Here is an 11,870-nt window from a genome sequence, read left to right on the forward strand (position 1 = left end):
ATGCGCACTTCGCTGTTTTGCCTGGCCACTGCCGTTTCTCTGGGCGGCTGTGGATCCTTACCCGACCGCCTTGATCCGGACGACCAACTGCTGAACGAGGCGCTGCAAGGCACTGGTTCGCAACGCCCGCTCAATGAGGAGCCTGCGATGCAAAGCCCTTTGCCCGCGGCGAAGTCGCCACCGCAGCGCCAGTTGATTCGTGGCAATCAGACGTTCGTACGTAAACCTGACGCGCCGGTGAAATCCGGTGAGGAGGGCGGCGACATTGTCTTCAACTTTCAGGGCCAGCCCATCGAAGCGGTGATCAACAGCGTGATGGGCGACCTGCTGCACGAGAACTACAGCATCGCCGAGGGCGTGAAGGGCAATGTCAGCTTCTCCACCTCCAAACCGGTGGACAAGCAGCAGGCCCTGTCGATTCTCGAAACCCTACTGTCCTGGACCGACAACGCCATGATCAAGCAGGGCAACCGCTACGTGATCCTGCCGGCCAGCCAGGCGGTAGCGGGCAAGCTGGTGCCGCAGATGCGCGTGGCGCAGCCCTCCAGCGGCCTCTCGGCGCGACTCTTCCCGCTGCGCTACATCTCGGCCACCGAGATGCAGAAACTGCTCAAGCCCTTTGCCCGAGAGAACGCGTTTCTGCTGGTCGACCCGGCGCGCAATGTACTGAGCCTGGCCGGCACCGCAGAAGAGCTGGCCAACTACCAGGACACCATCGACACCTTCGATGTGGACTGGCTCAAGGGCATGTCGGTGGCGGTCTTCGGCCTGCAACGCGCCTCGGTAGCCGAACTGATGCCAGAACTGCAAGCCATGTTCGGCGCCGACAGCGGCACCCCCCTGGCGGGCATGTTGCGGTTTTTGCCGGTCGAGCGCACCAACTCGGTAGTCGCGATTTCGTCTCAGCCCGAGTACCTCAGCGAGGTGGGTGACTGGATCCGCACCATCGACGAAGGCGGCGGCAATGAGCCGCAGATGTATGTGTACGACGTGCGCAATATGAAGGCCGCCGACCTGGCCAAATACCTGCGGCAGATCTACGGCAATGGCGCGATCAAGGACGACGCACCGGCCAAGGTCGCGCCAGGGTTGCGTACCACCACCTTGTCCTCGTCTACCAGCGCAGGGTTGCAGGCCAATGTCCCAGCGCCAGCCCCCGACGAAGCCGAATCCGAACCCGCCGACAACACCCAGACGCCCGCCACCAGCGATCTCGAAGCCGGCACCCGCATCACCGCGCAAAAGAGCAGCAACCAACTGCTGGTACGCACTCGCCCGGCGCAATGGAAAGAGATCGAAGCGGCGATCAAACGCTTGGATAACCCACCGCTGCAAGTGCAGATCGAGACCCGCATCCTGGAGGTCAAGCTCACCGGTGAGCTGGACCTGGGCGTGCAGTGGTACCTCGGCCGCCTGGCCGGCAATTCCACCAGCACCACGGTGGCCAACGCCTCCGGCAGCCAGGGCGCCCTGGGCGGTGGTGGGGCAGGGCTGGGGGCGGCGGACTCGTTGTTCTACTCCTTTGTCAGCTCCAACCTGCAAGTGGCCCTGCACGCCCTGGAAACCAACGGCCGTACCCAGGTGCTGTCGGCGCCGTCGCTGGTGGTGATGAATAACCAGCCGGCGCAGATCCAGGTGGGGGATAACATTCCCATCAGCCAGACCACCGTCAACACCGGTGACGCCGACACCACCTTGAGCAGTGTCGAATATGTACAGACCGGGGTGATCCTGGATGTGGTGCCGCGCATCAATCCGGGCGGGCTGGTGTACATGGATATCCAGCAGCAGGTCAGTGATGCCCAGAACCCGGCGGGCAGCAGTGAGACGCCGGTGAACCCGCGCATTTCCACGCGTTCGGTATCGACCCAGGTGGCGGTGCAGAGTGGGCAGACGGTGTTGCTCGGGGGGTTGATCAAGCAAGACAATGCCGAGAGCGTCAGTGCCGTGCCTTACCTGGCGAAGATACCGGGGTTGCGGTGGCTGTTTGGCAACACTGGCAAGTCCAGGGACCGTACGGAGTTGATTGTATTGATCACGCCGAGGGTGATTACCAGCAGCAGCCAGGCACGGCAGGTGACGGATGACTATCGCCAGCAGATGCAGTTGTTGCGACCCGGCCAATAAGCCCTCTCCCACATTTTTATCCAGCACTGAAGTACAGACGGTTTCAGTGGCTGGCGTCGGTGAACGTGGAGGTGATTGCTCCCCGGGCGCTGAGATGACAAGCGTTACTCTGCGGCGTGAAGCCTTTGCTCTGTCGCCCGGTCGATCAACGCCCGCAGTGCTTCGAACAAGGGTTCGGCATCCGTGTGTTTTTTGCCGTAGGCCAGGTTGAAGGCGTAATCGAAGTCGGGCGGGTTCAGCCCCTGGGTGTGCTGCAGCAGAGTCTCAAGTTTGTCCATGGCCTTGACGGCTTTTGCTTCCGGCGAAAGCGCGTTCTCATAGTCATCCCACAACGTCAGGATCTCGGCTTTCAGGGGGCTGTCCAGGGACTGCGCCAAGAGCAGCAGATCGCGCCGTTCCTGTTCGCCCTTGTTGGGGAAGGCCGCCTGGCTAACTGCCGGAATATCCCCGTGGATGGCTTCGCCCAAATCATGGATAACGCACATCTTGAGGATTTTCAGCAGGTCCAGGCCGGGCAATTGATCGGCGAACACCATCGCCATCAGACACAGGCGCCAGCTGTGTTCGGCCGTGCTTTCAGTGCGGCCCGAAGCCGTGTGGGCACTTCTGAGCACATCCTTGAGTTTTTCCGCCTCGCGCAGAAAATCGAGACGGCCTTTGATTTTTTCCATGTCCATGCTGCTGCCCCGCAAGGTCGATTGTGCAGGTAAGCCTAGGTGCGGGAGTGCAGATCGTCCACGCATAAAATATGCGCGGCGGGCTTTAGAGTGTTTCGACCAGGCGTGCTGCGCTGCCATCGCTCAGGGTCATGCGTGTCCAGCGACAGATGCTGGGGCGTATGGGCACGAGGTTGGAATCGTTGCTTCCAGTGGCGAACTCAAGAGCCGGTGGCGCCTGGGTTTCGCGCCAGCCGGTGTGCTCCAGGCTGGCTTCGATCAGTTGGATTTGCGGCGTTGCGAAGCGCCACAAAGACTGGCCCATAAGCTCGGCGAGCGGGCTGCTGAACTGGCGTGCGCGGGAGGGCGAGCACGCGAGCAGGCGGTGCGTCAGGTCGCACACCAGATGCATGGCTTGCGAGCTCTCACTGACCAGCCGAGCCAATGCCTGATCGGCGGCTGCATCAAGCCGGGCTGCCAACAACTGCTCAAGCTGCTGGTGCGCGGCCGGATCCATCGCTTGTACGCTACTTTCCCAGCGCGAAACAGTCGACTGCGTGACGTTGAACAACTGCGCCGCATGACTTTGCTTGATGCGATGCAGCAAACGCCATCGCCGCAGCGCAACGCCGGGCAAGGCAGGCTTGAGCAACGAGTGAGGCATTCGTGATTCCTGAGTCGGCGGCTGGATGACGAGTGTGATGACAAGAGGGCCATGGTGCAAATGAGTGGGATGAACGGCTCTCGGTTTTCTAATGTGGGAGGGGGCTACTCTCTATTCCTGCAACAACAATGCCTGCTGCTTGAGCCTGCGCTTTTGCGCAAACGGCAGGGTTTCATCGTCTCCGTATGGTGCGCTGTACCAGTTGCCGTAGCTCGGGTTGGGCAGCAGGAACCAGCGCTGCCCCAGCCAGTTCACATAGGGTTCGACGGCCTTGCGCTGCGCAGCCAGGGTGTTGTGTTCGGCCTGCACGAAATCTCCCAGCGAGTCACCGGCCATCAACAACACGCGGGCTTGGCTGGCGACCCACTGGCGACGGCAGTTCTTGCCATAGCCAGCGCTTTCGCAATGGCCGATGGGGGTGCTGGCCGCCAGGATCTGTGCGTCGCTCTCTATCGGAAAGCCGCGCAAACGCAGGTTTTTGGCGGTGGCCGCGACCTGGCTGTGCTCGCGGTTGGTGAGGTAATACACCGTGATGCCTTTTTGCCTGGCCGCTTGCAGGAACGCCACGGAACCCGGCAGTGCCTGAGCCTTGGCCTGCTCGACCCAGGTGTTCCAGCGGTCATAGGAATAGACCTGATTGTTGATGATGTCGCGGGCGTTGAGGGGCACGTTGTCCAACAGCGTCTCGTCGATGTCCACTACCACCGCCGGGGGCAAGCCGGCCAGGTTGCGTGGGGCATAGGGCAGGGCGTCCCAGTTCGGGTCGGCCAGCGCGACATCGAGTTGGCGAGTGGCATTGGCGAATAGCTGACGGTAGATCAGCTCGTGTTCTATGGACGTCTGGGTCCACAGCACGGCGTCGAGTTGGTCGTTGGCCGGTGGGTGTTGCTGGCAGCCCGCAAGGGCCGTGGTAAGCAAGCAGAGGCTGGCGAAGAACAGGGTGCGCATGGGGCTGGGTCTCGAAGATCGTGGGGGCGTGGTCAGCACAGTAGTCTAATTCACAGCGCGCAATTCATTACGATTTCAGAATCTTCTTAGAGCCACGCCTTACCCTGGGCGGGTAGTGTGTGCTGCGTTGAGTGATCCACGTTGATGCCCACCTGCCAGGTTTGCCTATGCCTAATAAAGCGTTACGTTTTTTGATCGCCGATGGTGAGCATCTGGAGCGCAACAAGATCGAGAAAATGCTCAATCAGTTGGGTTATTACCGGATCGCCCCCTTGAGTTCGTTCGACGAGGTTCAGGCGTTGACGCGCGCAGGCGGCGTGACATTCGACTTATTGATCATCAACACCACACTGGTACGCTCGCGGCAGATCGACCTGCTCAACTACTGCCGTGACAACCCCATGATCCGCCACGCGCTGATCTATGACGGGCAATGTGCACAGCGCTCGGTGGTGTCCGTATCGGCCAGGCAGACGCTGCATCTGCCCCTGTCGCAATCACCGGACTTCATCTCGCTGTGCCGCTGCCTGGAGATGCTCGACCCGGCGGCCATGGCGCGTGCCGCCGGGATGTCGCGCGAACATTGATCTGCGTGTCACGTACCAACACATGAAAGATCATGTCGGCCATGAACGGCGGCAGCGCACGATTGCAAATCAACCTTGCCCATCGCCCTTGCGCGCATCCATGGTCTTTTGATGCTCGGCCAGGAACGGCTGCTCGGCCGGATCAAAACGATCGATCCCGGCCGTAAAGCGATGCCAGTAGGGATACAACGGCTGACGACGGGTGACCGCCTCGATACGTGATGACTGTGCCTCGGTCAGCTTCAGCTCAGTCGCGGCGAGGTTGTCACGCAGGTGCTCTTCGGTACGCGCACCGACGATCAACGAGGTGATCCCCGGGCGATCCTTGAGCCAGGCCAGGCAGGTGCGGGCGACCGAGACGCCGTGCTCGTCACCGACGGCGGCGAGGGTTTCGATAATGTCCAGAGCGCGCTCACGGTCATGCACATAGGGCTCCGGCCAGCCGCTGCCCTGGCGCGTATTGGCCGGCGGCTGGTGCCCGCGGCGAGTCGAGCCGGTCAGCAAGCCTTCGCCCATCGGGCCCCACACCAACGTGCCGACCTGCTGGTCCAGGGCCAGCGGCAGCAACTCATACTCGGCTTCGCGGGACTCCGGCGTGTAATAGATCTGCTGGGTGATGGGCTTGAGCATGCCGTGCAGTTCGGCCTTGCCCAGGGTTTTCATCATCTGCCAGGCGGTAAAGTTGCTGGTGCCGAAGTAGCGGATCTTGCCCGAGCCGACCAACAGGCGCAGCGCTTCGAGGGTTTCTTCGATCGGCGTCATGCCGTCCCAGTTATGCAGTTGGTACAGGTCGATATGGTCGGTGCCCAAGCGCTTCAGGCTGGCCTCACAGGCGCGAATCAGGTGGTAGCGCGATGAGCCGGAATTGTTCGGGTTCTGGTCCACCGGGCTGCGGCCCTTGGTCGCCAGCAGAATGTCGTTGCGCTTGTCGCCAAGGGCCTTGCCGACCACTTCTTCGGCCAGGCCATGGGAATAAAGGTCGGCCGTGTCGACCATATTCACCCCGGCATCGAACGCGATATCGAACATTCGCCTGGCCAAGGGCACGTCCACCGCGCCGCACTTTTCGAACTCTGCCCGACCGCCAAAGGGCACGGTCCCCAGGATGATTTCCGAGACCAGCAGGCCGGAATGACCCAGTTGTCGGTATTGCATATCGCCTCCTACTTAACGTTGCACGTGAAGGTGTGAACGATGGGGAGGGCGATAGTTTGAATTTTTTTATGAACGCATTCGCTCCCAGCGTGATGCGGCTTCAATGAAGGATTGTTTCATTGGGTGAAATGCTGGATTGTTGTTTCTGGTCATTCCGCCGAATAAGGCAGCAGTGGAACATGCCTGGCGTCGCTACCTTTTCCTTTGGAGCTTTACATGACCCAGTCCGCGATCAAACTCTACGGTTTTCCCTTATCCGGTCACTCCCACCGAGTCGAGCTGATGCTGTCTCTGCTGGGCTTGCCGAGCGAATTCATCCTCGTGGACCTCAAACAGGGCGCCCATAAAGCACCTGAGTTCCTCGCCAACCTCAACAGCTTCGGCCAGGTGCCGGTGATCGACGACGGCGGCACGGTGCTGGCCGACTCCAACGCGATCCTGGTTTATCTCGCCAACGTCTATGGCAACGGCGAATGGTTGCCCAGCGATCCGACTGGCCAAGCGCGGGTACAACGCTGGCTGTCGGCCGCCGCCGGTCAACTCCATGCCGGGCCTGCCACGGCGCGCTTGGCCACGGTGTTTGGCGCCGAGGTGGACACTGTCAGCGCAATCAAGCGTGCCCATGCCTTGCTGAGCGTGATGGAGCAGCAACTGAAGCAGAGCCGTTTTCTCGCCAGTGAGCAGCCCAGCATTGCCGACATCGCGTTCTACACCTACGTGGCCCATGCGCCGGAAGGCAATGTGGCGCTGGCCGACTACCCTAAGGTGCGTGCCTGGCTCGCCAGCATCGAAGCCTTGCCGGGGTTTGTCGGTATGCCGCGCACGGCAGTGGGGCTGCAATCGCAATAACAACCGAGGGGCGCCGATGGATCGATTTCATGAGATGCAGGTGTTTCTGGCCGTGGCCGAGGAGGAGGGTTTTGCCGCTGCTGCGCGCCGCCTGAAAACCTCGCCCCCCAGCGTGACTCGCGCCATTGCCGCTATGGAGCAACGCATCGGCACCCAACTGCTGGCGCGCACCACTCGCAGCCTGCACTTGACCGAAGCTGGCCAGCGTTACCTGGAAGACTGCCGACGCATCCTTGCCGAGCTGGACGAGGCCGAGGAAGCGGCGGCGGGCAGTTACTCCATCCCGGGCGGTCAGTTGACGGTGACCGCACCGGTGTTGTTTGGCGAACTGTATGTGGCGCCGGTGCTGGGGGATTATCTGGACCGTTTTCCCTTGGTAAATATCAACGCCTTGCTGGTTGATCGGGTGGTCAATATGACCGACGAAGGTGTCGACGTGGCGGTGCGCATCGGCCACCTGCAGTAATCCGGTCAGCAAGCGATCAAGGTCGGCGAAGTGCGACGGGTGGTGTGCGCATCGCCGGCGTACCTCGACCAGCACGGGCGCCCCCAGCGGCCTGAGCAGTTGTGTGAGGCTAAGCTCGTCACCTCATCCTCCAGCCAACTGGTCAGTGAGTGGGCATTCATTGACGCCGGCCAGCCGCTGAAGGTACCGATCGAGCCACGCCTGGTGGTCACGGCCAACAATGCCGCGATCAACCTGGCGCGTCTGGGCTGGGGGATGACGCGGGTGCTGTCTTACCAAGTCGCGGCAGCGGTGGCGGCGGGTGAGCTGGAGCTGGTGCTGGAAGATTTCGAACCAGCGCCGCTGCCGATCCACGTGGTGTTCCAGCAAAGCGGCCGCGTACCGGCGAAGGTCAATACCTTTGTGGACTTCCTCAGTCAGCGCCTCGGGCAGGACGCGGCCCTGAACCCGGCGACGAAGCAGCGCGCCTGATGGAGCGTTATCGCGATATGCAGCTGTTTGCCGCGCTGGCCGGGCAACCCAGCCTGGCGTCGGCGGCGCGCCATGCGCAGGTCTCCGGCCCGACCCTGGTTCGTGCGGTTGCGCGCCTGGAGGCACGCCTGCGTGTGGTGTTGCTGCATCGCAGTACCCGCGGCGTCAGCCTGAGCGACGCAGGCCAGGCTTACCTTGCCGACTGTGTGCGCCTGCTGGCAGCGGTGGACGCGGCCGAGGCCTCGGCCAACGGTTTGCATGTGCAGGCCCAGGGCGACCTGCGGATATTTGTGCCGTTACTGTTCAGTCGCTATGTCATGGCGCCGCTGTTGGCCGATTATGCGGATCGCTACCCGGCGGTGCGTGTTATCGCTCATTACCACGACTATTATCCGAACCTGCACGTAGAGGGGTTGGACGTAGCGGTGCTGATCGGTGAGTTGCCCAACTCGTCACTCATTGCGCGGCAAGTCGGGCAGGTGCGCACTGTCGTCTATGCCAGCCCCGCTTACTTGGCGACCCGGGGCGAACCTCGCCACCCGGCCGAACTCAAGCAGCATCATCTGATCGCCAGCGCCTACCCGGTGCACTGGGATTTTGCGCACTACGCCCTCAAGGCTCGCGCCCGGCTGAGTTGCGCCACCGTCCAGGGCGCGATCAATGCGGCGGTGCAGGGGGCGGGCGTGATTCGAACCTTAAGTTACCCGGTGCACGAACACCTGGCGAACGGCCAGTTGCAGCGCCTGTTGCCGGCCTTCGAATTGCCGCCGCAGCCGGTGCATGTGGTCTACCGCGAAGGCCGTCATGCGCCGATGCGCGTGCGCAGTTTTGTCGACTACTGCGTCACTGCGTTGCGCGAGCATCCGGCATTTCAGTTGGCGTAATAGTGGATTGCCCGGGGTGGGCATTCTCTCTATCGCGGCATGGGCGCAGCATCTTCAGTCTCTAACCGGAGGTGAGCGCCATGCATTCGAATGAACCAACCCCTTGGCATGTCGGCGAACGACAGATGCAGGAAAGTGCCGGCGTTTCTGAACGCATGGCGATGATTGGGCCCAAGGTCATTCGTGATCATTTGCCTGAGCAGCACCGCGATTTCTATCCTCTGTTGCCGTACTTGATCGCGGGCGTGGTGGACGAACAAGGCATCCCCTGGGCGACGATGCTGGAAGGCGCACCCGGGTTCGCGCATTCACCGGATCCACACACGCTGCAGATCGACAGCCTGCCCGCCAAAAGCGATCCTGCCTGGGCAGGGGTAACGGATGGCGCGGCGATCGGCCTGCTGGGCATCGACCTTAACACCCGCCGCCGCAACCGCATGAATGGCCGGATTGGAATGCTTGATCAGGAAGGCTTGGCGGTCGAGGTGGTGCACACCTTTGGCAATTGCCCCAAGTACATCCAACTGCGCCCCGTCGCCGGGATTGCACGCAAACCCGGCAACGCTGCCGAGCGCAGCAATGGCCTGGACGCTGCTGCACAAGCGCTGATCCGCAACGCTGACACCTTCTTCGTCGCCAGCTACGTGGACCAGCACGGCGAACGCGCGGTGGACGTTTCCCATCGCGGCGGCAATACGGGGTTTGTGCGGGTGGAGGGTAACGTGCTGACCATCCCGGATTTTGCCGGCAACCTGTTCTTCAACACCCTTGGCAACCTGCACGCCAATCCGGTGGCAGGGTTATTGTTTGTGGATTTTGAGACCGGCGACGTGCTGCAAGTGGCCGGGCGTACTTCGTTGATCCTGAGCGGGCCGCAAGTGGCTGAGTTTGCAGGCGCGCAGCGCTTGTGGACGGTGACGGTGGAGCATGTGGTCCGCCGTCCGGCAGCGTTGGCCTTGCGTTGGCAATTCGCGGAGTTTTCGCCGCACAGCCTGGCGATGGGCATCGGGTAGCCTGTCACGCGCTCCCTGGCACAGCCAGATCAAATGTGGGAGGGGGCTTGCCCCCGATGAGGCAGTGTCAGCCAACACATCTGTGACTGACCCACCGCAATCGGGGGCAAGCCCCCTCCCACAGGGGAACGTCATTGCCTGTTGAGTTTGCGTTTGCTCATCAGGCCGCCGGGCATTCCCGGTTCAGCGCTTCATCGACCAGCAACTGCGCAATTTCGATCATCTGCACCACCGCCAGCACGTGCTTGCGGCGCTGACCGTCAAGCTGTTCGGCACAGTCGTAGGCGCAGACAGTCGCTGACTCCAGCATTTCGCTGGCATTGCTCAAGGCGGCTTCAGTGCTGAGTCCGGGGCGGACGGTGAAGATGACATCGGGAGGCAGTTGCGGGTTGTCATCCGAGGGGGATGGCGGGGGATTGGGTGTGACTTTTTTCATACGGTTGCTCCTGGAGTTAGAGGAGCCGCCACAATCACTTCCACATGATGGGGTGGCGACTGTACGCAGGTGTGGAAGACCGGACTCCAGGACCCCGGCGCACTCGAAAGTGCCCCGCGCACAGCCGCCATAACACTTTATAGCGAGCATGAAAAAAGCGCCCGCTAAGGCTATGGGCGCTTATACGCCTGGAGAGTTCGGGCTTCCACACCCGTTCGCTGATTTTGCAGCGACCCGCGAAGGTTAGCGGCGAGGCTCATCGGACGCAACCCGAAGTTTGTGTAAGAGCCGTCTGACGAATTCAGTCTATGGAAGGCGGTTAGCCTGACCCGCAGTTTTGCCGTAGTCAGTGTGGGGAAACAGTTGGTTGGTCATCTCGATGATCTTGCTTTGTGCGTCAATGAACTTACCCATTCGGGCGCCGCCCGAGGTCGAGTCATACAGTGCCTGTCCGATCCGCCGACCGTTCTCGAACACCTGAATGTCGGCGAAGCTCATATACAACGCCATGTCCCAGCTCCATGTACCGATGTAAGTGGTCGAAAGCGCGCAATTGGCGGGCGGGGTGCCTGGCGGTAACTCGCGGGTTTGAAAGCCTTTGCTGCGCAATTGGGCTGTGTAGGTGGTGTTGAAGCCTTCACGCAAGCCTGCAGCGGGGATCATGCAGATTTCAGGGGAGTGAACAGTAGAAGCGGGAACAGGCGTGACGGTTTGCGTGATGCTGCAGCCGGTGAGGGCGCTGCAGGCCAGTACGAAAGCGAGGGCTGTTATCCGGCGCATAGCGACCTCCATGTCATGAGTAGTGGCTGAATGATAGCAGTGATCGTCCAGCGCCGAACACGGTGGTTCGGGTGCATCAGATCAAATGTGGGAGGGGGCTTGCTCCCGATGGCGGTGGGTCAGTCACATATGTGTTGGCTGACACTACCTCATCGGGAGCAAGCCCCCTCCCACAGTGGGATGTCATTGCTTGTTGAATTTGCGTTTATTCATCAGGCCAGCGCTTCACCCATGAACATGTTGCTGGATGTTGAACCGTCAGCGTGGGCAGTTTCTCTAGGTTAGCCTTGTCTTCCTACTGACAAACAAGGATTGGTCATGCAACGAAAGGTCATTAATCCCACGACGGTATTCAACTCCCTGCAATACGGCTTCAGCCAGGGCATGGAAGTGCCGCAGGGACGGCGGATCATGCTGTCCGGGCAGGTGGGCGTGGATGCTCAAGAACGTACGGTGGGCCCAGGCATTGCCGAGCAGACGGCCATGGCGTTGGACAATGTCGAAAAGGTGCTGGCCGCGGTGGACGGTGATCTGTCTCATGTGATCATGCTGCGCTTGTATATTGTCGAATCTGCCCGAGAGCAGCAGGAGCCGATTGCCGAGGCTCTGCGCCAGCGCTTTGCGCACAACCCGCCGCCGTCTTCGTGGATTATCGTCAGTGGGTTGTCGTTGCCTGAGTGGTTGATCGAGGTTGAGGCAGAGGCGGTGGTTCCGCTCAGTTAGGGCTTTTGTAGGCGCGAGCTTGCTCGCGAAAAAACCATAGCCGCCGCATTTATTCAGGATGCACGCGTTATCGTTGACGTTTTTCGCGAGCAAGCTCGCTCCTACAGCCAT

General features: G+C 61.2%; 12 protein-coding genes and 1 pseudogene. 7 read left to right on the forward strand and 6 right to left on the reverse strand.

Translation table 11 applies throughout. The features are described from left to right. On the forward strand, nucleotides 1-2,127 hold the full coding sequence (gspD, locus tag JFT63_RS02035; protein WP_198843336.1) for a type II secretion system secretin GspD: 2,127 nt from the start codon (nucleotides 1-3) through the stop codon (nucleotides 2,125-2,127). A 104-nt stretch (nucleotides 2,128-2,231) separates the two neighbouring features. Here gspD and JFT63_RS02040 read toward each other — a convergent pair whose 3' ends face one another. From JFT63_RS02040 to JFT63_RS02050, 3 genes are all read right to left on the reverse strand, one after another. Then, the gene (locus JFT63_RS02040; protein ID WP_057700632.1) at nucleotides 2,232-2,804 is read right to left on the reverse strand and encodes an HD domain-containing protein; all 573 of its coding nucleotides are present in this window, start codon (nucleotides 2,802-2,804) and stop codon (nucleotides 2,232-2,234) included. An 85-nt stretch (nucleotides 2,805-2,889) separates the two neighbouring features. Continuing rightward, nucleotides 2,890-3,447: a helix-turn-helix domain-containing protein gene (locus JFT63_RS02045; RefSeq protein WP_198843337.1), complete on the reverse strand. Its 558-nt coding sequence runs from the start codon at nucleotides 3,445-3,447 to the stop codon at nucleotides 2,890-2,892. A 111-nt stretch (nucleotides 3,448-3,558) separates the two neighbouring features. Continuing rightward, complete coding sequence (locus JFT63_RS02050; RefSeq protein WP_198843338.1) at nucleotides 3,559-4,395, reverse strand: 5'-nucleotidase, lipoprotein e(P4) family; 837 nt, start codon at nucleotides 4,393-4,395, stop codon at nucleotides 3,559-3,561. A gap of 167 nt (nucleotides 4,396-4,562) precedes the next feature. Here JFT63_RS02050 and JFT63_RS02055 point away from each other — a divergent pair, with 167 nt between their 5' ends. Continuing rightward, nucleotides 4,563-4,982: a hypothetical protein gene (locus JFT63_RS02055; RefSeq protein ID WP_057700629.1), complete on the forward strand. Its 420-nt coding sequence runs from the start codon at nucleotides 4,563-4,565 to the stop codon at nucleotides 4,980-4,982. A gap of 69 nt (nucleotides 4,983-5,051) precedes the next feature. On the opposite strand, the gene JFT63_RS02060 is transcribed toward JFT63_RS02055, so the two are convergent. Beyond that, nucleotides 5,052-6,137 (reverse strand): aldo/keto reductase, encoded by a 1,086-nt coding sequence (locus JFT63_RS02060; RefSeq protein WP_198843339.1) that lies wholly within the window; start codon nucleotides 6,135-6,137, stop codon nucleotides 5,052-5,054. A gap of 216 nt (nucleotides 6,138-6,353) precedes the next feature. Here JFT63_RS02060 and JFT63_RS02065 point away from each other — a divergent pair, with 216 nt between their 5' ends. From JFT63_RS02065 to JFT63_RS02080, 4 genes and pseudogenes are all read left to right on the forward strand, one after another. After that, the gene (locus tag JFT63_RS02065; protein WP_198843340.1) at nucleotides 6,354-6,986 is read left to right on the forward strand and encodes a glutathione S-transferase family protein; all 633 of its coding nucleotides are present in this window, start codon (nucleotides 6,354-6,356) and stop codon (nucleotides 6,984-6,986) included. Between the two features lie 16 nt (nucleotides 6,987-7,002). Beyond that, nucleotides 7,003-7,923: pseudogene (locus tag JFT63_RS02070) on the forward strand (LysR family transcriptional regulator). After that, nucleotides 7,923-8,807 (forward strand): LysR family transcriptional regulator, encoded by an 885-nt coding sequence (locus tag JFT63_RS02075; protein ID WP_198843341.1) that lies wholly within the window; start codon nucleotides 7,923-7,925, stop codon nucleotides 8,805-8,807. The pseudogene JFT63_RS02070 and the gene JFT63_RS02075 overlap by 1 nt, the downstream one beginning before the upstream one ends. Nucleotides 8,808-8,887: 80 nt before the next feature. Further along, nucleotides 8,888-9,820: a pyridoxamine 5'-phosphate oxidase family protein gene (locus JFT63_RS02080; RefSeq protein ID WP_198843342.1), complete on the forward strand. Its 933-nt coding sequence runs from the start codon at nucleotides 8,888-8,890 to the stop codon at nucleotides 9,818-9,820. A gap of 160 nt (nucleotides 9,821-9,980) precedes the next feature. Here the strand turns inward: JFT63_RS02080 and JFT63_RS02085 are convergent, their stop codons facing one another. Together JFT63_RS02085 and JFT63_RS02090 are read right to left on the reverse strand one after the other, a co-directional pair. After that, a complete protein-coding gene (locus tag JFT63_RS02085; RefSeq protein WP_198843343.1) occupies nucleotides 9,981-10,256 on the reverse strand; it encodes a DUF6124 family protein in 276 nt (91 codons plus the stop codon). 306 nt (nucleotides 10,257-10,562) lie between these two features. Further along, the gene (locus JFT63_RS02090) at nucleotides 10,563-11,036 is read right to left on the reverse strand and encodes an Sbal_3080 family lipoprotein (RefSeq protein WP_186527074.1); all 474 of its coding nucleotides are present in this window, start codon (nucleotides 11,034-11,036) and stop codon (nucleotides 10,563-10,565) included. Nucleotides 11,037-11,354: 318 nt separating this feature from the next. Here JFT63_RS02090 and JFT63_RS02095 point away from each other — a divergent pair, with 318 nt between their 5' ends. Further along, nucleotides 11,355-11,759, forward strand: a complete 405-nt coding sequence (locus tag JFT63_RS02095; protein WP_198843344.1) for a RidA family protein — start codon at nucleotides 11,355-11,357, stop codon at nucleotides 11,757-11,759. The last annotated feature ends 111 nt before the right edge of the window (nucleotides 11,760-11,870 follow it).

This window comes from Pseudomonas sp. MF7453, from assembly GCF_016405455.1.
GTDB lineage: Bacteria > Pseudomonadota > Gammaproteobacteria > Pseudomonadales > Pseudomonadaceae > Aquipseudomonas > Aquipseudomonas paralactis.

Bases quoted from the DNA above. Each gene is read 5' to 3' on its own strand.
- gspD (WP_198843336.1), top strand. From the start codon at position 1: ATGCGCACTTCGCTGTTTTGCCTGGCCACTGCCGTTTCTCTGGGCGGC.
- JFT63_RS02040 (WP_057700632.1), bottom strand. From the start codon at position 2,804: ATGGACATGGAAAAAATCAAAGGCCGTCTCGATTTTCTGCGCGAGGCG.
- JFT63_RS02045 (WP_198843337.1), bottom strand. From the start codon at position 3,447: ATGCCTCACTCGTTGCTCAAGCCTGCCTTGCCCGGCGTTGCGCTGCGG.
- JFT63_RS02050 (WP_198843338.1), bottom strand. From the start codon at position 4,395: ATGCGCACCCTGTTCTTCGCCAGCCTCTGCTTGCTTACCACGGCCCTT.
- JFT63_RS02055 (WP_057700629.1), top strand. From the start codon at position 4,563: ATGCCTAATAAAGCGTTACGTTTTTTGATCGCCGATGGTGAGCATCTG.
- JFT63_RS02060 (WP_198843339.1), bottom strand. From the start codon at position 6,137: ATGCAATACCGACAACTGGGTCATTCCGGCCTGCTGGTCTCGGAAATC.
- JFT63_RS02065 (WP_198843340.1), top strand. From the start codon at position 6,354: ATGACCCAGTCCGCGATCAAACTCTACGGTTTTCCCTTATCCGGTCAC.
- JFT63_RS02075 (WP_198843341.1), top strand. From the start codon at position 7,923: ATGGAGCGTTATCGCGATATGCAGCTGTTTGCCGCGCTGGCCGGGCAA.
- JFT63_RS02080 (WP_198843342.1), top strand. From the start codon at position 8,888: ATGCATTCGAATGAACCAACCCCTTGGCATGTCGGCGAACGACAGATG.
- JFT63_RS02085 (WP_198843343.1), bottom strand. From the start codon at position 10,256: ATGAAAAAAGTCACACCCAATCCCCCGCCATCCCCCTCGGATGACAAC.
- JFT63_RS02090 (WP_186527074.1), bottom strand. From the start codon at position 11,036: ATGCGCCGGATAACAGCCCTCGCTTTCGTACTGGCCTGCAGCGCCCTC.
- JFT63_RS02095 (WP_198843344.1), top strand. From the start codon at position 11,355: ATGCAACGAAAGGTCATTAATCCCACGACGGTATTCAACTCCCTGCAA.